Origin of the sequence: Terrabacter terrigena (assembly GCF_042676085.1) — a bacterium.
Taxonomy (GTDB): Bacteria; Actinomycetota; Actinomycetes; order Actinomycetales; family Dermatophilaceae; genus Terrabacter; species Terrabacter terrigena.
The window spans coordinates 16451-34728 of sequence record NZ_JBHTKH010000006.1 but is presented as its reverse complement, the minus strand read 5'-3'; the positions used below and the strand labels follow the sequence as shown (position 1 = coordinate 34728).

Genomic DNA, 18278 nt, shown 5'->3' with positions numbered 1-18278 from the left:
GATGTCCTCGAGGTGGATCGTGGGCTGGTGGGGTCGGGGCGGGGTCGGCGTGCGCGTCAGCAGGGCGCGACCGACCCCCAGCGGGCTCGTCCCGCCGCGCTCGCCACCACCGTGCTTTTCGTGTCCATCACGCCGACAACCCTAACCGACCACGTGACGCGAGTCCCACCACCTTTGCCCCGGGCACGCCGCTGGGCCGGCCCCCGTGCGGGAGCCGGCCCAGCGGCATACGGGCTCTGGCCCAGGCCTCAGGCGGAGTGTCCGACCTCGGCGACCAGGTCGGTCTTGACCTCCGGGAAGTGGCACGCCTGCAGGTGGACGCCACCCTCGCGGAAGCTCCGCGTGGACTCCTCGGCCGTCGCCGTCAGCAGCGGCGGCTCCTGCTGGGCGCAGATGTCCTGGGCCTTCCAGCACCGGGTGCGGAACCGGCAGCCGCTCGGGGGGTCGATCGGGCTCGGCACGTCGCCGACGAGGCGGATGCGCTCCTTGGGGGCGATGCCGCGGGCGACGTTGATGTCGGGGGCCGCCGAGAGGAGCGCCTGGGTGTACGGGTGCTCCGGGGCCTCGTAGATCTTCTTCTTGTCGCCGTACTCGACGATCTTGCCGAGGTACATCACCGCGACCTGGTCGCAGAAGTGGCGCACGACGCCGAGGTCGTGGGCGACGAAGATGAACGCGAGGTCGAGCTCGTTGCGCAGCTTGGCCAGCAGGTTCATCACCTGCGCCTGGATCGACACGTCCAGGGCCGAGACCGGCTCGTCGGCGATGATCAGCTTGGGCTCGACCGCGAGGGCGCGCGCGATGCCGATGCGCTGGCGCTGGCCGCCGGAGAACTCCGACGGGTAGCGGTTGATGTGCTCGGGGTTGAGGCCCACGAGCTCGAGCAGCTGCTGGACACGCGCCTTCTCCTTGCCCTTGTGCAGGCCGTGCACCCGCAGGGGCGTGCTGAGGATCGAGCCGACCGTGTGCCTCGGGTTCAGCGAGGAGTACGGGTCCTGGAAGATCATCTGCACGTCGCGGCGGATGCCGCGCAGCTCGTGCTCCTTGAGGTGCGTGATGTCGCGCCCCTCGAACTCGATGGTGCCTCCGGTGGGCTCGTCGAGGCGGGTCACGAGACGTGACGTCGTCGACTTGCCACAGCCGGACTCGCCCACGAGGCCGAGCGTCTGGCCCTCCTTAACGGTGAAGCTGATGCCGTCGACGGCCTTGACCGTCGCCCGCACCATCTTCAGCCCCTGCACCTCACGGAAGGGAAAATAGCGCTGGAGGTCGGTGACCTTGAGCAGCGTCTGGTCGCTCATCGGGCTCCCTCGTCGAGCTGCAGCGTGGCCACGGGGTCGGCCAGGTGGCAGCGGATTTCACGGTTGCTGAGGCCGGGCGTCGGCCGCAGCTCGGGCAGCGTCGTGAAGCAGGCGTCGCCGGACACCTGGTCCTTGAACACGCAGCGAGGGTGGAACGAGCAGCCCGACGGCAGGTTGAGCAGGCTGGGCGGGGTGCCCGGGATGGCCTTGAGCTCATCGAGGTCCTCGGAGTGCGACGGCAGCGACTGGAGCAGGCCGTACGTGTAGGGCATCGACGGCTGCGCCAGAACCTCCTTGGCGCTGCCCTTCTCCACGCCGCGACCCGCGTACATGACGAGGATGTCGTCGGCGGTCTCGGCGACGACCGCGAGGTCGTGCGTGATGAGGATGACCGCCGAGCCGAACTCCTTCTGGAGCTCGTTGACGAGGTCGAGGATCTGGGCCTGGACCGTCACGTCGAGGGCCGTCGTCGGCTCGTCGGCGATGAGCAGCTTCGGGTTGTTGACCAGGCCGAGCGCGATCATGGCGCGCTGGCGCATACCGCCCGAGAACTCGTGGGGGTACTGGTGGGCCCGGCGCTGCGGGTTCGGGATGCCGACGAGGTCGAGCATCTCGACCGCGCGCTTGTAGGCGATCTGCTTGCTGACCTTGTTGTGCGCCTGGTAGGCCTCGGCGATCTGCTTGCCGACCTTGTGGAACGGGTGCAGCGAGCTCTGGGGGTCCTGGAAGACCATCGCAGCCTTGGTGCTGCGGATCTTCTGGAACGTCGAGGGCGGGGCCCCGACGAGCTCGAGGCCGTCGAGCTTGATGCTGCCCGTGATGCGGGTGCGCTTCGGGTTGTGGAGCCCGAGCACCGCCATGCTGCTCACGGACTTGCCCGAGCCGGACTCACCGACGATGGCGAGCGTGCGCCCGAGACGGGCCCGGTAGGTCAGGTTGGAGACGGCCTGGACCACGCCTTCCTCGGTGGGGAAGGCGACGGACAGGTCGTTGACGTCGAGGACGACGTCGCCGGCGTCACGCGCCTCTGCCGTCTGGGTCGAGATGGTGTTCGCGGTCGCGGTCACGAGAGCCTCACTCGCGGGTCGATGAAGGAGTACGCGATGTCGACGAGGAGGTTCATCAGCACGACGACCGTTGCTCCGATGAGCACGCTACCCATGATCACGGGCAGGTCGAGCGCGCGGAAGGCCGTGATGGTGCGCCTGCCGATGCCGTCGACACCGAAGATCTGCTCGGTGATGAGGGTCCCGGTGAGCAGGGCGGCCATGTCGAGGCCAAGGATCGTGGCGATGGGGCTCATCGCGGCGCGGAAGCCGTGCTTGAACAGCACGGTGCGCTCGCTGATGCCCTTGGACCGGGCCGTCCGGATGTAGTCCATCGACAAGGTGTCGAGCATCGAGTTGCGGGTGTAGCGGGTGTACTGCGACGAGGTGACGAGCCCGAGGATGAGCGCCGGGGCGATCATGCCCACGACGTACGGGCCGACACCGCTCGAGAGGGGCGAGTATTGCGGCAGCAGTCCCCAGAGCACCACGGGGTAGAGGGCCGTGAGCAGGGCGAGCACGTAGTACGGGATGGCGCCCATGACCTGCGAGACTCCGACGACGATGCGGTCGGCCGGGGTGCCGCGGCGGGTGGCGGCGAAGATACCGCTCGATACTCCGACCACGACGAAGATGACGGCGGCCATCAGGGCCAGCACGAAGGTGTTCGGGAAGCGCGAGAAGAGCTCGTCGTTGACCGACTGACGGGTCACGAACGAGAAGCCGAGGCAGGGGGCGCCGCAGTGCACCGTGTCGCCCGCGTAGACGAAGTCACGGCCGGCGATCAAGCCCTGGAAGTAGTCGGTGAACTGGCTGACGATCGGCTTGTCGAGACCGAGGCTCCGGGTGATCTGGGCCAGCCGCTCGGGGGTGCACCGGCTCTCCGGGCACATCGCCTGGGCGGGGTCTCCCGGCCCGGCGAAGAACAGCACGAAGGTCGAGACCAACGTGGCGAGGATGACGCTCAGGGCGAGGGCCAGGCGCCTGAGGATGTAGGTGAGCACGGGTTGCCTTCCGAACGGGGTGGGCGCCGTAGGTGGGGGTCCGGGACATCCCGGACCCCCACCGCGGCTATCAGTTCAGTGGTACCGCCCCGAGGGGGCGATGTCACTGCCTCTTACTGGTCGATCCAGATCGAGGTGATCTCGGGCATGCCCTTGTTGGGGTTGTTGTGGACGTTCTTGACCTTCGTGCCGAAGACCTGGTTGCCCTTGTCGTAGTAGTCCGGGATGGCCAGGAGGTAGTTCTCCGTGAGCCACTTGTCCATCTTGGCCCACTCCGGCCCCTGCTCCGTGATGGAGAGCTGCTGGATGCGCTTGATCTCGGCGTCGATCTTGGCGTCCGAGAAGTTGCCGAACGTCGTGCCACCCTGCGAGAGGGCGATGGTGCCGACGGTGGGCGGGATGATCGAGTCGGCGGACGGCCAGTCGAAGCACCAGCCGCGCGGGCCCTGGAGCATGTTGTACTTGCCCTTGGGCTTGCCGATGAGCTTGCGGCGCTCCGCGTTGGGCACACCGAGGTCGGTGACCTTGAAGCCGGCAGCCTGCAGCTTCTGCTTGCGGACCTGGTTGGCCTTCTGAGCCGTGTCGTCGTCGTTCGTGTAGTAGTAGATGAGCTCGAAGGGCTTGTCGGGGCCGTAGCCGGCCGCGGCGAGCATCTCCTTGGCCTTGGCGGGGTCGCCGTCGCCCTGGCCGTTCATCTTGAAGCCGGGGGCAGCCTCGGCCTCGTACTTCTGGAAGCCGGGGATCTGCGGCGGGATCATCGTGCTGGCCGGCGTGAACGAGTGCGTCGTGTCACCGGCAGCCTTGTGCATCGAGTCGAACGGGTAGGCGACGGCGATCGCCTTGCGCACGGGCAGCGGGATCTTCGTCGCGTCCATGTTGACCATGATCACGCAGGACGACGGGCCCTCGGAGAACTGCGACTTCTTGTCGCCCTCGATCTGCGAGATGAGGGAGGAGTCGATGCCCTCCCAGTTGAGCGTCGTGGCATCGGTGCCGTTGGAGGCGAGGATGGCCGTCTGCGTCTTCACCGTGTCGACGCCGAACTTGAAGTCGTAGCCGTCGGGGTAGTTGTGACGGGCCGGGTCGGTGGCGGGGTCCCAGTTGGGGTTGCGCTTGAGCGTGAGCTCGGAGCCGGGCGTGTACTTGTCGAACATGTACGGGCCGGTGGCCAGCGGGTGCAGCTTGTAGTCGGCCTTCTTGTCCTTCGCCTCGGGGATCGGCGTGAACTGGTTGAAGGACACGAAGTACGGAAGCGTCTCGAAGCGCTTCTCGAGGTGGAAGACGACGGTCTTGTCGTCGGGAGCCTCGACGCCCTTCCAGTTCTTGTCACCCTTGAACGGGCCCTGGTAGTCGGCACCGCCCTTGAAGAACTCGCGCTGGTAGGTGGGACCGTTCGCGGCGAGGTCGGGGTCGAACGAGCGCTTGGCGGCGTAGGCGATGTCGGCGGCCTTGACCGGCGTGCCGTCCTCGTACTTGATGCCGTCCTTGAGCGTGAAGGTCCAGGTCAGGCCGTCCTCGGAAGCCTTGCCGAGGTCGGTGGCGAGGTCGGGCACGAGGACCGTCTTGCCGTCGCGCTGCGTGAACGTGGTCAGCGCGCGGTGCGACAGCGAGAAGATGACGGCGGAGTCCTGGTAGAACTCGTCGCTCGGGTCCATGGTGGCCGGGACGCCGGAGTTGGCAACCGTGAGGATGCCGCCCTTCTTGGCACCGGGGATCTCCGGAGCGGGGCCCTTGGCGTCGGGCATGAGGCCGGCCGAGGCGCCCTCGACGGCGCCGCCGTTGCCGGCGCCGTTGGTGCCACCGGTACCGCCGTTGTTGGCAGCCGGCGCGCCGCAAGCTGCGACGAAGCCGAGGGAGGCCGCGGCCCCCACGGTCAGGACTTTGGTCCAGCGCATTGTTGTTTGCTCCCTTTGTGCGTGTCCCGGCGTTTTGCCGGGAACATCTGTTGACCGAGACCCGGGTGGGGTCATCGCCGGCTGGTGGGGTCGAAGGCGTCGCGGATCGAGTCGCCGAGCAGGCTCAGCGAGAGGACGAGCAGCGACAGGCCGATGACCGAGGGCCACAACCACAGGGGGTAGGTGGCAAAGAGGGTCTGGGCGTCGGCGATGGTGCGACCCCAGGACGCGGTGGGCTCGACGAGGCCGACGCCGAGGTAGCTCAGGGTGGCCTCGTAGGTGATGTAGGCCGGGACGGCGATCGACGCCGAGACGATGATCGGGCCGACGAGGTTGGGCAGGATCTCTCGGAAGAGGATGCCTCGCGTCGGGACGCCGATGGCGCGGGCCGCCTGCACGAACTCGCGCTCACGCAGGCTCTTGACCTCACCTCGCACGAGGCGGGCCAGGCCCATCCACCCGAGGATGAACAGAACGACGATCAGCACCCAGAAGCGGAGGTTGGAGGTCTCTTCGGCACTCAGGTTGCCGTCGCCCTGGATGCTCTTCTGCATGAGGGGCACCACAGCGACGATGACGATGAGGATGGGCAGCGACAGGAAGAAGTCGATGACCCAGGAGATGACCTTGTCGACGACGCCGCCGAGGTAGCCGGCGAGCAGCCCGAGCGTCACGCCGATGATGGTCGAGACCGCGGCCGCGACGAACCCGATGACCAGCGAGGGGCGGGCGCCGTAGGCGAACCGGGCGAACAGGTCGCGGCCGAGGCGGGGCTCGACCCCGAGCCAGTGGGCCGAGCTGGAGCCCTGCTCGGGGAGGCCGTTGAAGTCGACGAGCTCGGTGTGGACGGCGTCGACCGTGGCCTTGCTCTTCGTGATGGGGTCGACGTTCTGGAGCGAGACGACGAGGGGGGCGAAGATCGCCAGGAGGACGAAGAAGATGATGACGACGAAGCAGAAGATCGCGACCTTGTCCTGCTTGAGCCGTGACCAGGCGACCTGGCCCGGAGAACGCCCGGTGCGCTTCTCCTGGTGCTGCGTCGTCGTCGAAGGCTTCTCATCGGATGCCTCGGTCAGCGCGGTTGCTGAGGGCTCCGGCATGGCGTTCAACGCGTTGTCTCCATCCTGGTGGGATCACATCTGGCTCGGGGTTCTCGTCACCCGTGCCGTCCCCGTAGGAGACCAGAGCGTCGCTGCTCCACCCCCGCCGGGACGTCGTGAGCCTGCCACAGAGACTCGCCGTGTCCAAGCATCGAGACGTGCATGGATGACAAATCGTTACCGAGCACCCCCCTGGGCCACACAATGTCCGTCCACACGCGGAGCACCCGAAACAAACGCCCCTCGCGACACCCCCACGACACCCTCACGACATCACGTCGACACCCGCCGCGGCTGATGCCCGACGCCGTCGAACGGGGCGGGCGCGTCACTGCCGACGTGTGCGGCCCAGCCGTCCCGAGAGCCACTCCCAACGCGCCCGGAGTCGTTCCTCGAAGCCGCGGTCGGTCGGTCGGTAGTAGCTGACCGCGTCGTGCAGGTCGTCGGGCAGGTACTGCTGGGCGGCCACGCCGTCGGGCTCGTCGTGGGCGTACACGTAGCCCTTGCCGTGACCGATCCGCTCGGCGCCGGCGTACCCGCTCCCCCGCAGGTGCGCGGGCACGACGCCCCCCCGCCCCGCGCGTACGTCGGCGATGGCCTCGTTGATGCCGAGGTATGCCGCGTTGGACTTGGGGGCCATGGCGTTGTGCACGACGGCCTGGGCGAGGATGATCCGCGCCTCCGGCATCCCGATCTGCGCCACGGCGTGCATGGCTGCGACGGCGGTCTGCAGGGCGGTGGGGTCGCCCATCCCGACGTCCTCGCTGGCCGAGATGACGATGCGCCGGGCGATGAAGCGCGGGTCCTCCCCTGCCTCGAGCATCCGCGCCAGGTAGTGCAGGGCGGCGTCGACGTCGCTGCCGCGCATCGACTTGATCAGCGCGCTCGCGACGTCGTAGTGCTGGTCGCCGGCCCGGTCGTAGCGCACCGCCGCCTGCGCCACGGCCTGCTCCACGTGCGCCAGCGTGATCTCGACGGGCTCGTCGGACAGGCGTCCGGCCGGCTGCGCGTCGAGCGCGACGCCCGCCGCGGCCTCGAGTGACGTGAGGGCCCTGCGCGCGTCGCCACCGGCGATGCGCACCAGGTGCTCGGTCGCATCAGCGTCGAGCGTGTGGGCTCCGTCGAAGCCGCGTTCGTCGGTCAGGGCGGCGCCGAGCAGGTCGCCGACCTCCTTGTCGGACAAGGACTCCAGCGTGACGAGGACCGACCGGGACAGCAGCGGCGAGATGATGCTGAACGACGGGTTCTCGGTCGTCGCGGCGACGAGGATGACGGTCCGGTTCTCGACGCCGGGCAGCAGCGCGTCCTGCTGGGCCTTGGTGAAGCGGTGGATCTCGTCGAGGAAGAGCACGGTCTGGCGTGCGTAGAGGTCGCGCTCACGGACGGCTGCGTCCATGACCGCCCGTACGTCCTTGACGCCGGCCGTGACTGCCGACAGCTCGACGAAACGACGGTCGGCCACGGTGGCCACGAGGTGCGCGAGCGTCGTCTTGCCGGTGCCGGGCGGACCCCAGAGGATCGCCGACAGCGGTCCGGCCGCACCCCCGGAACCCTCGATGAGCCGCCGCAGAGGGCTCCCGGGACGGAGCACCTTGCCCTGGCCGCGCACCTCGTCGAGGGTGCGGGGGCGCATGCGGACGGCGAGAGGGGCCACGCCGGCCGAGGCCGGCTGGTCACCGCGCTCGGCGGCGGAGGCCGCCCCGAACAGGTCCTCGGTGCTGTTCGACATCACTGTGGAAGGCTATCCGCGTGCTGAACCCCTCTCCTTCCGGCCCGGGACCGACCACCCGGCTCGGCCGCCTCGGAGGACTCGTCGCCCGACACCCGCGGTGGTGGCTGCTGGCCTGGGTCGTCGTGGCCGTCACGTGCTTCGCCGTCGCCGTCGGCGGCGCCACGGGCGAGACGCTCTTCGAGCGCCTCCACTCCGGTGCCCCGACCGTCGACTCCGAGGCCTCACGCGCCCAGGACGTCATCGCCGAGAGCAGCCCGACGCTGCGCACCCTGACGATGCAGGTCTCGGGTGCGCGCCTCGGCGACCCGGACGTCGTGGCGGCCGGGGTCGAACGCACCCGCGCGCTCGCGAAGGTCCCTGGTGTCAAGGCCGTCCGCTCGCCGCTGCTCGCGCCCGGCGGACCCACCGACCCGTCCGTGGCGCCCCTCCTCGAGGGCGGCTCCCCCGGCGCCGGCGGCTTCGTGACCGTCGTCGACTTCGAGCCCGACCTCGACGGCGAGGCCCAGGACACCGCGGAGGCCGCCGCCGAGAAGGCGCTGCTCGCCGTGCCCGACGCGATGGACGCCACCGGCCGGCTGGGCAGCTCGGACAAGGTCATCACGGCCATCACCAGCACGGTGGAGCGCGACCTGCTGCGCGGCGAGGGCATCGCCCTACCGCTCACGTTCCTCGTGATGGTGTTCGTCTTCGGCGGGTTCGTCGCGGCCGGCATGCCGATCATCGGCGCGGTCGTGGCCATCGGAGGCGGCCTGCTCTCGCTCTTCGGCTTCTCGCACGCGGTCGAGCTCGACGCGACGGTGGTCAACATCGTGACGCTCCTCGGTCTCGGGCTCTCCATCGACTACGGGCTGCTCACGGTGAGCCGCTTCCGCGAGGAGCTCGCACACCGGGCCCACGACGTGCCGACGCGCGAGGAGGTCGCGCACGCGACCGAACGCACCGTGGCGACCGCGGGCCGCACCGTCCTGTTCTCGGGCCTGACGGTCGCGATCGCCCTCGCCGGCCTGCTGACCTTCGAGGCGTCGATCATGCGCGCCATCGGGGTCGCCGGCGTCTCCATCGTGCTCGTCGCCATGGTCGTCGCGATCACGCTCGTGCCGGCGCTGTGCGTCATCGGCGCAAAGCGCCTTTCGCGCAAGGCGATCGAGCGCCCGTCCGATGTCGGTCTCTTCTCCCGCCTCGCCCACGTCGTGCAGCGCCGACCCGTCGTCGTCATCGCGGCGGTCGTCGTCGTCCTCGTGACGCTGGCCCTGCCGACGCTGTCCATGAAGCTCACCTCGTCGGGCACCGAGCTGCTCCCGAAGGGTGCCGACCAGCGCGTGTTCTTCGAGGACCTCGCCCGCGACTACCCCGCTCTCACGGCCCCCGAGGTGACCGTGGTCGCTGCCTCGTCCGACAGGAGCGCGGTGACCGCCTGGGCCGACGGGTTCCGCACCGCCCCGGGGGTCGAGAGCGTCACGGTCCAGCCGCTCGGCGGAGGCCACCAGCGGGTCGACCTGAGAGTGGCGGGCGGCCCCACCTCCGACCAGGCGCAGGAGCTCGTCACCGCCGTGCGCGACAGCCCGACCCCGTTCGAGACGCTGACCACCGGGCAGGCGGCCGGCCAGATCGACTTCCTCGACTCCATGTCGGCGCGTGCCCCGTATGCCGTCGGGCTGGTCGTGCTCGGCACCTTCGTGCTGCTCTTCCTCATGACCGGCTCCGTCGTCGTGCCGGTGAAAGCCCTGCTGCTCAACCTCATCTCGCTCGGCGCCGCCCTGGGCGTCGTCGTGTGGATCTTCCAGGACGGCCACCTCGAGGGGTTGCTCCGCTTCTCGTCGGTCGGGGCCGTCGAGTCGATGGTTCCCTTCCTCGTGCTCGCGTTCGGCTTCGGGCTCTCGATGGACTACGAGGTCTTCCTGCTCTCGCGGATCGTGGAGTTCCACCGGCACGGCGCCGGCAACGACCGCGCCGTCTCGTTGGGACTGCAGCGCACCGGTCGCATCATCACCTCGGCCGCTCTGCTCATCGTCATCGTCTTCGCGGGTTTCGTCGCCGGCGACATCCTCATCATCAAGCAGATGGGTCTGGCTCTCGTCGCCGCGGTCGCCATCGACGCCACGCTCGTCCGGATGCTGCTGGTGCCCGCCACGATGACGCTGCTCGGGCGCTGGAACTGGTGGGCGCCGGCCCCGTTGCGCCGGCTGCACGACCGGTTCGGGATCACCGAGTGACCGCGGTGCTGACCGGGCACGGGCTCGCGGAGCTGCTGCGCCGGACGGGCGACCATCCCTTCGTCCGCTGGGAGGTCACCGAGGAGCTCGCCGACACGTGGTGGACCACCCCTGGCGCCGTCGCCTTCCAACGCACCCGCAAGACCATGCGTCGGACCGTGAACGTCATGGGCGACGAACGGGGTGTCGCCACCCTCCTCGATGCCCTCCCGCAGATCGCTGACGAGGTCGATCCGGCGCGAAAAGCCTTCTCCGTCAGCGTTCCCCAGCATCTCGAACCACTTCTGCGCGAGCGGTACCGGGTGCTCGACGGCGGTGACTGGGAGTGGTTCCACACGACCACGTCCCCTCCAGCCGACCCGTCGCACGACCTCGTGCGACCCATCGACGACGTGGCTCGCGCCGACGAGGTGCGCGCCTTCCTCGAGGCACACTCCCCCACGGCCGACACCGGGCCGGGCGGAGGCGAGCGCTGGTTCGGCCTCGAGGCGCCGGCAGGCCACGACGGGAGCGAACGGCTCCCCGGCAGCCCGCTCGTCGCCGTTGCCGCCCTGGGCACCACCCGGGCCGACGCACCGCACCTCTCGTCGGTCGCTGTCGACGGGCGGCAGCGCGGGCGGGGGCTCGGCCGCACGATCGTCGGTGCGCTGACCCGACTGGCCGTCGTCGAGGCCGGCGTGTGCACGCTGGGCATGTACTCCCACAACGACGTCGCGCGTCGTCTCTACCTCTCCCTCGGCTACGAGCAGGTCTGCGCCTGGTCGAGCCGCCCCGTGGTCATCGGACGCTGACGGGTGTCTGCTCTTCGAAGGTGCACTTCGCAGTCGACGACGTCGAGGCCTCTCCTGCTCGTCCTGCCCGACGCCGCTACGCCCGTGGCCGACGTCGGGCGAAGTCACGCTCTTGTCGGCCTCGACAAGCCCCGAGGATGCCGGAGGGATGACGATCGACCTGCGCTCCCAGCAACGCGAACAGCGTGACCAGCTGCGCTACGCGTCCACCGCCAAACGGCTGCGGGCGAGCCGCTCCGGAGCGCTCGTCCGCGACACGACTGAGGCGCTGGTGGTGTGGCTTCCGCGCCACGTCGTCCCGCAGTACGCCGTGCCCCGGGACGCGCTGGGTGGGCGCCTCCCCGACGGGGCCATCGCCCTCGAGGGCGATGGTGTCGACGGGCACGTGCTGCTCCCGTTCGGCTGCTACGACTGGCTCGAGGAGGACGAGCCGGTGATCGGCCCGCGCGACCCCTTCTCGCGCATCGACGTCCTGCACAGCACCCACGACGTGCGCACGGAGCTGCTCGTCCCGAGCGACACGAGGACGACGTGCGCGTACAAGGGGCACGCCACGTACCTCAGCGCGGCGGGCGAGAACGGCCGCGACATCGCGTCGTGCTACCGGAGCCCGCTGCGGGATGCCGAGCCGGTCCGCGACCTGCTGTGCTTCTGGGCCGAGCGCACCGTCACAACGGTCGACGGCGTCCGCGAGCACGGCATCACCCGCCGACGCCCTGCTGACGCCTGAGGCACCACGCGCACGTACGGATGCCGCCCACCCGAGCCGGGTGGGCGGCATCCGTACGCGTTGAGCCTCGTCCGCCTCGCGGCGTCCGTGGGCGCCGTCAGGCGCTCGCAGCCGCCTTCCGGGTCTTCTCGGGACTCTCGGTCTTCTCGGCAGGCCTCGCGTCGACCCCGGCCTCCTTGCGCTGGGCCGGGGTGATCGGCGCCGGCGCAGCCGTCAGCGGGTCGTAGCCGCCACCGGACTTCGGGAAGGCGATGACGTCACGGATCGAGTCCGTGTGAGCCAGCAGCGAGACGATGCGGTCCCAGCCGAAGGCGATGCCGCCGTGCGGCGGGGCACCGAACTGGAAGGCTTCGAGGAGGAAGCCGAACTTCTCCTGGGCCTCCTCCTGCGAGATGCCCATGACCTGGAAGACGCGCTCCTGCACGTCGCGACGGTGGATACGGATCGAGCCGCCGCCGATCTCGTTGCCGTTGCAGACCATGTCGTACGCGTAGGCGAGTGCCGACCCGGGGTCGATGTCGAAGGTGTCCTCGAACTCTTTCTTCGGCGACGTGAACGCGTGGTGCACCGCCGTCCAGGCGCTGTAGCCGAGGGCCACGTCGCCCGACGCCGTGGCGTCGGCGGCCGGCTCGAAGAGCGGCGCGTCGAGCACCCAGAGGAAGCTCCAGGCGTCCTCGTCGATGAGCTCGCAGCGCCGGCCGATCTCGAGGCGGGCGGCGCCCAGCAAAGCCCGGCTCGGCTTCGTCGCGCCGGCGGCGAAGAAGATGCAGTCGCCGGGCTGGGCGCCGACGTGAGCAGCCAGACCCGCACGTTCGGTGTCGGTGAGGTTCTTGGCGACGGGGCCACCGAGCTCGCCGTCCTCCTGGACGAGGACGTACGCGAGACCGCGGGCTCCGCGCTGCTTGGCCCACTCCTGCCAGGCGTCGAGCTGCTTGCGCGGCTGGCTCGCGCCGCCCGGCATGACGACGGCGCCGACGTACTCGGCCTGGAAGACCCGGAACGTCGTCTCGGAGAAGTAGTCGGTGCACTCGACGAGCTCGTTGCCGAAGCGCAGGTCCGGCTTGTCGGAGCCGTAGCGCGCCATCGCCTCGGCGTAGGTCATCTGCAGGAACGGCGTGGTGAGGTCGACGCCGATCAGCGACCAGATCTCGCGGACGATGGCCTCTCCGAGCTCGATGACGTCGGCCTGCTCGACGAAGCTCATCTCGATGTCGAGCTGCGTGAACTCGGGCTGGCGGTCGGCGCGGAAGTCCTCGTCGCGGTAGCAGCGGGCGATCTGGTAGTAGCGCTCCATGCCGGCGACCATGAGCAGCTGCTTGAACAGCTGGGGGCTCTGCGGCAGGGCGTACCAGGAGCCCGGCGCGAGGCGCGCCGGCACGAGGAAGTCGCGAGCGCCCTCGGGCGTCGACCGCGTGAGGGTTGGGGTCTCGATCTCGACGAAGTCACGCCCACCGAGCACCTTGCGAGCGGCCGCGTTGACCTTGGAGCGCAGGCGGATCGCCGAGCCGGCCGAGCTGGCACCCGGACGGCGCAGGTCGAGGTAGCGGTGCTTGAGGCGAGCCTCCTCGCCGACCGTGACGCGCTCGTCGATCTGGAACGGCAGCGGCGCTGCGGCGTTCAGAACCTCGAGCTCGGTGACGATGACCTCGACGTCGCCGGTCGGCAGGTCGGGGTTGGCGTTGCCCTCGGGACGCTCGCGCACCTCGCCCGTCACCTTGACGCAGTACTCGTTGCGCACGTCGTGGGCGCCGCCCTCGGCGAGCACCTCGTCACGAGCGACGACTTGGACCACCCCTGAGGCGTCGCGAAGGTCCATGAACGCGACCCCACCGTGGTCGCGGCGTCGCGCCACCCAGCCGGTCAAGACAACTGACTGGCCTACATGACCATGGCTGCCGGCACGGAGCGTGCCGGCCTCGTGAGTGCGGAGCACGGAGGATCCTTCCGAGGACGGGTGGGGTGCGACGCGTGGGGCCGCTGGTGTTCGGGTGGCCTCGCACGCGGTCGGCGTGCGGCACCGAGGTTTCATCCTAGACCGGGTCCGCCCCTAGCCTTGTCCGCGTGCAGCACAGCCGAAGCCGCGACCTCGACGGCGTCCGAGGGCTCGCCATCCTCCTCGTCGTCGCCTCGCACTCCGGCCTGCCCGTCCGCTGGGGCGGCCTGTCCGGCGTGACGCTCTTCTTCGTCCTGTCCGGCTACCTCATCACCAGCCTGCTGCTGCGCGAGTGGGACCGCTGGGGGTCGATCAGCCTGGGGCGCTTCTGGGGGCGGCGCGCCCTGCGCCTGCTGCCGGCCCTCCTGCTGCTCCTGCTGCTCGTGCCGCCGCTGCTGCTGGTCACGGGTGACGACCGCCTCGGCGGCTACCCGGTCGCGGCGCTCGCCTCACTGTTCTACGTCGGCAACTGGGTGCGCATCGCCGGCACCGACCTCGGGGTGCTCAACCACCTGTGGTCGCTCTCGGTCGAGGAGCAGTTCTACGTCGTGTGGCCCGCGGTCTTCATCGGACTCATGACCTGGCTGCGCTCGCGTGCGCTCGGCGTCGTCCTCGCCCTGGCCGGCCTTGCGACGTTCTACTCGGTGTGGACCCAGGGCAGCGAGGCCCGTCTCGACATCTCGACCGAGACGAACGCGTTCGCCCTGCTGCTCGGGGTGGCGCTGGCCTTCGGGCTCGCGGCCGTCCGACGCCACGGCTGGGAGCTGCCCGCCACGAGCCCACTCGTCCCGTTCCTCGTCATGGTCGCGGTGTCGGCGTTCCCGGGCCGCAGCCTCGAGGTCGACCACCCGCTCTTCCGACCCCTCGGCGCCGTGTACGCGCTGATCGGGGTGTGGCTCGTGTACGCCGCGGCGACGGGCCGTTCCCGCCTCGTGGGCTCACGCGTCATGGTCTTCTTCGGCACCATCAGCTACGCGCTCTACCTCTGGCACCAGACGTTCATCAACAGCCTGCTGCTCGGCGAGCACTCGACGCCTCGCAACCTGCTGCTCATCACCGCGGCCGTGGTCGTGTCGTGGCTGTCGTGGGTGCTCGTCGAAGCTCCCGTCGGGCGGCTGCGCGGCCGTCTGCGACTCGACCAGCCCTCGTCACGGCAGCAGGCGCATGCCGCATCGCGCGACGCGCAGGAGGACGCCGCGGACATCGGCGCGGACATCGCGCCGGACATCGCGCCGGACATCGAGGCTGACATCGCGGCGGACATCGCGGCGGACATGGAGAAGGAGGGACCGCGTCCCTCCACTTCCAACGTATAGCGCACGGGGGGCCTTGCGGCAAGGCCCCGGTCGTGGCCGAGAATCACGGTCCACCCTGGTCGCGACACCGAGCGGAGCCCCGCGTGACACCACTGACCACCGATGCCTTCGACCTTCCTGCCCACCTCTCGCACAAGTCCGACCCCGACCTCATCGCCGGTGACGAGGAGCACTTCGCCGCCATCGCGCGCAGCCTCGACCGGACGGTCACCGAGCTGTCCGAGCGGCTCGACGCGGTGCGCCGTGCGCCCGCCGGCCACGGCCAGGCCGCGCTCGAGCGCGACCAGGAGGTGCACCGCCTCACCGCCCGCCTGCGGGCCCTGCGCCGCTACGGGATCGACCTGACCCTCGGGCGGATGGTCGCCGAGGCCGACGCCGACCACTCGGAGCCGGTGTACGTGGGCCGCTTCGGCCTGACCGACGAGGACGGGCGGCGGCTGCTCGTCGACTGGCGCTCCCCCGCCGCCGGGCCGTTCTTCGGAGCGACCCACGGCAACCCGATGGGGCTGGCGAACCGCCGCCGCTACCGGTGGACCCGGGGACGCGTCGGCGACTACTGGGACGAGGTCTTCGTCGAGGACGGCATCGACCACCACGCCGCTCTCGACGACCAGTCCGCGTTCATCGCCAGCCTCGGCGCCAACCGGTCCGCCCGGATGCGCGACGTCCTCGGCACCATCCAGGCCGACCAGGACGCCATCGTCCGGGCCGGCTCCCGCGGGCCGCTCGTCGTCGACGGCGGTCCCGGCACGGGCAAGACCGTCGTGGCGCTGCACCGGACGGCATACCTGCTCTACTCCGACCCACGCCTCGGGCACCGACGCGGCGGCGTGCTGTTCGTCGGACCCCATGAGCCGTACCTCGCCTACGTCTCGGACGTGCTGCCGAGCCTCGGCGAGGAGGGCGTGCAGACGTGCACGGTTCGCGACCTCGTGCCCGAGGGTGCGGCGGCGCCGCCGGAGCCCAACCCGGAGGTCGCCCGGCTCAAGGCCTCGGTCGAGCTGGTGCGGGCCATCGACCCGGCGGTCCGGCTCTACGAGGAGCCGCCGACCGAGCGCGTCGAGGTCTCGACGCCCTGGGACGACGTGTGGATCGGTCCGGAGGACTGGGCCGCGGCGTTCGAGGCTCCCTCCCCCGGCACGCCGCACAACGAGGCTCGCGACCTGATCTGGGACGAGCTCGTGACGATGGTCGTCGACCGGCACGACGACGAGGAGGCGACGCCCGAGATGATCCGGGCGGCCGTCGGGCGCGACCGTGACCTGCGCACCGCGCTGGCCCGCGCCTGGCCGATGCTCGAGGCCACCGACCTCGTCGGCGACCTGTGGACGGTCCCGGCGTACCTGCGTCGCTGCGCCCCGTCGCTGACGGTCCAGCAGGTGCGCGCCCTCCAGCGGAGCGACCCGACCGCGTGGACGGTCTCGGACCTCCCACTGCTCGACGCGGCTCGCCAGCGGCTCGGTGACCCCGATGTCTCCGAGCGGCGAAGGCGCCACGACGCCGCGGTGGCCGCCGAGCGTGAGGAGATGGCCAAGGTCGTCGAGCACCTCATCGCGACCGACGACTCAGAGATGCACCTCATGTCGATGCTGCGGGGCGAGGACCTGCAGGCCGCGCTCGACGACACCGACGGCACCGGCGCCGACCCCGACCTGCTCGCCGGCCCGTTCGCGCACGTCGTCGTCGACGAGGCCCAGGAGCTGACCGACGCCGAGTGGCAGATGCTGCTCGTGCGCTGCCCGTCACGCAGCCTCACCATCGTCGGCGACAGGGCTCAGGCACGGCACGGCTTCACGGAGTCGTGGGAGGAGCGGCTCGCCCGCATCGGGCTCGACCGTGTCGCGATGAGCTCGCTGAGCATCAACTACCGCACGCCCGAGGAGGTCATGGTCGAGGCCGAGCCGGTCATCCGAGCGGTCCTGCCCGACGCGAACGTGCCGACATCCGTCCGAAGGAGCGGCGTGCCCGTCGTGCACGGGTCGCGCACCGACCTCGAGGCCGTCGTCGACCGCTGGCTCGCCGAACACGACGAGGGCGTGGCCTGCGTCATCGGTGACCCGTCGTTCGCGCCGCGGCCCCGCGTGCAGTCCCTCACTCCCGAGCTGTCCAAGGGCCTCGAGTTCGACCTCGTCGTGCTCGTCGAACCAGAGACGTTCGGCACGGGGACCGAAGGCGCGGTCGACCACTACGTCGCGATGACGCGCGCCACCCAGCAGCTCGTGGTGCTCAGCGCGACCTAGATCGGCGTCAGGTCGCGGGAGCCCTCTGCCGCAAGGGATTCCGTGACGGCGGCCAGTGCGGGGCTGGCTGTCATCGTGCGGCGCCAGACCAGACTGACCGTGCGCTCCGACACGGGGTCGACGATGGGCACCGCGACGACACCGTCAGGCAGTGGTCCGCGACCGAGCCGCGGCACCAGGGCGATCGCCTCGCCCCCCGCGACGAGTGCCACGTGCGTGGCGAACTCCAGCGCGACGTGGCCGATGCACGGGGACCGCCCCACGTCGAAGTACATCTTCTGGAGCCACTGGTGGCAGATCGAGCCCGGCGCCACGCTCGCCCACTGCTCGTCGAGCACGTCGCCCACCCCGATGCTCGTCGACCCGGCGAGACGGTGCCCGGCCGCGACGAGGACGTCCGCCCGGTCACGCCCGAGATGGCGCACCTCGAGGTGGTCGGGGATCGCGAGCGGCAGCGGTTCCCAGTTGTGCACGAGGGCGAGGTCGTGCGATCCGGACGCCACCGCGTCGACGGCGTCCCACGGGTCGATCTCGTCGGGTCGCAGCGTGACTGCCGGGGCGCGGTCGCGCAGCCGGGCCAGCGCGCCCACGACGATGCCCCGGTATGCCGTCGCGAACGTCGCGAGCCGCACCGTGCCCACCGCCTCGCCCCTGACCCCGTGGAGCCGTGACTCGAGGCGCTCCATGTGCGAGAGCAGGTCGCGGGCCGACTCGGTCAGGGTGCGGCCGGCCTCCGTGAGCAGCACGCCTCGCCCCTGGCGCTCCAGCAGCTGGACGCCGGTCTGTCCCTCGAGCCGCTTGATCTGCTGGGACACGGCGCTCGGCGTGTAGTCGAGCGCCGCGGCCGCCGCCCCCACCGAGCCGTGGACCTCGACGGCGACGAGCGAACGCAGGGCGACCGGATCGATCATGCAGCAATGCTACACAGTCGACCCCACGACAGTTTGATGGACGTGAATGGTCGGTTTCACGGACGA

General features: G+C 70.3%; 13 protein-coding genes. 5 read left to right on the top strand and 8 right to left on the bottom strand.

Annotated features, from left to right (window positions below; all coding sequences use genetic code 11):
• Positions 1-248: 248 nt before the first annotated feature.
• The 6 genes from ACFQ2V_RS10670 to ACFQ2V_RS10645 all read right to left on the bottom strand — a co-directional run bounded on the left by ACFQ2V_RS10670 (position 249) and on the right by ACFQ2V_RS10645 (position 8075).
• Entirely contained in the window at positions 249-1301 is a 1053-nt protein-coding gene (locus ACFQ2V_RS10670; protein ID WP_386052674.1) for an ABC transporter ATP-binding protein, read from the bottom strand.
• Entirely contained in the window at positions 1298-2368 is a 1071-nt protein-coding gene (locus ACFQ2V_RS10665; RefSeq protein ID WP_386052673.1) for an ABC transporter ATP-binding protein, read from the bottom strand. Before ACFQ2V_RS10665 ends, ACFQ2V_RS10670 begins: the two co-directional genes overlap by 4 nt.
• Positions 2365-3351 (bottom strand): ABC transporter permease, encoded by a 987-nt coding sequence (locus tag ACFQ2V_RS10660; RefSeq protein WP_386052672.1) that lies wholly within the window; start codon positions 3349-3351, stop codon positions 2365-2367. The genes ACFQ2V_RS10665 and ACFQ2V_RS10660 overlap by 4 nt, the downstream gene beginning before the upstream one ends.
• Positions 3352-3464: 113 nt before the next feature.
• Positions 3465-5246 (bottom strand): ABC transporter substrate-binding protein, encoded by a 1782-nt coding sequence (locus ACFQ2V_RS10655; protein WP_386052671.1) that lies wholly within the window; start codon positions 5244-5246, stop codon positions 3465-3467.
• Positions 5247-5317: 71 nt separating this feature from the next.
• Positions 5318-6346 (bottom strand): ABC transporter permease, encoded by a 1029-nt coding sequence (locus ACFQ2V_RS10650; RefSeq protein WP_386052670.1) that lies wholly within the window; start codon positions 6344-6346, stop codon positions 5318-5320.
• 328 nt (positions 6347-6674) lie between these two features.
• Complete coding sequence (locus ACFQ2V_RS10645) at positions 6675-8075, bottom strand: replication-associated recombination protein A (protein ID WP_386052669.1); 1401 nt, start codon at positions 8073-8075, stop codon at positions 6675-6677.
• Positions 8076-8095: 20 nt separating this feature from the next.
• On the opposite strand from ACFQ2V_RS10645, the gene ACFQ2V_RS10640 reads away from it, so the two are divergent.
• The 3 genes from ACFQ2V_RS10640 (at position 8096) to ACFQ2V_RS10630 (ending at position 11812) form a co-directional block, all read left to right on the top strand.
• Positions 8096-10291 (top strand): MMPL family transporter, encoded by a 2196-nt coding sequence (locus ACFQ2V_RS10640; RefSeq protein ID WP_386052668.1) that lies wholly within the window; start codon positions 8096-8098, stop codon positions 10289-10291.
• Positions 10288-11082, top strand: coding sequence for a GNAT family N-acetyltransferase (locus ACFQ2V_RS10635; protein ID WP_386052667.1), 795 nt, complete (start codon positions 10288-10290; stop codon positions 11080-11082). The genes ACFQ2V_RS10640 and ACFQ2V_RS10635 overlap by 4 nt, the downstream gene beginning before the upstream one ends.
• A gap of 148 nt (positions 11083-11230) precedes the next feature.
• Complete coding sequence (locus tag ACFQ2V_RS10630; protein WP_386052666.1) at positions 11231-11812, top strand: DUF427 domain-containing protein; 582 nt, start codon at positions 11231-11233, stop codon at positions 11810-11812.
• A 97-nt stretch (positions 11813-11909) separates the two neighbouring features.
• Here ACFQ2V_RS10630 and aspS read toward each other — a convergent pair whose 3' ends face one another.
• Positions 11910-13745, bottom strand: coding sequence for an aspartate--tRNA ligase (gene aspS / locus ACFQ2V_RS10625; RefSeq protein ID WP_386052665.1), 1836 nt, complete (start codon positions 13743-13745; stop codon positions 11910-11912).
• A gap of 128 nt (positions 13746-13873) precedes the next feature.
• Here aspS and ACFQ2V_RS10620 point away from each other — a divergent pair, with 128 nt between their 5' ends.
• Both ACFQ2V_RS10620 and helR read left to right on the top strand, forming a co-directional pair.
• Entirely contained in the window at positions 13874-15061 is a 1188-nt protein-coding gene (locus ACFQ2V_RS10620; RefSeq protein WP_386052664.1) for an acyltransferase family protein, read from the top strand.
• An 83-nt stretch (positions 15062-15144) separates the two neighbouring features.
• Positions 15145-17301: an RNA polymerase recycling motor ATPase HelR gene (gene helR / locus ACFQ2V_RS10615; RefSeq protein ID WP_386052663.1), complete on the top strand. Its 2157-nt coding sequence runs from the start codon at positions 15145-15147 to the stop codon at positions 17299-17301.
• Here helR and ACFQ2V_RS10610 read toward each other — a convergent pair.
• Positions 17298-18212 (bottom strand): LysR family transcriptional regulator, encoded by a 915-nt coding sequence (locus ACFQ2V_RS10610; RefSeq protein ID WP_386052662.1) that lies wholly within the window; start codon positions 18210-18212, stop codon positions 17298-17300. The genes helR and ACFQ2V_RS10610 overlap by 4 nt on opposite strands.
• Between the last annotated feature and the right edge of the window lie 66 nt (positions 18213-18278).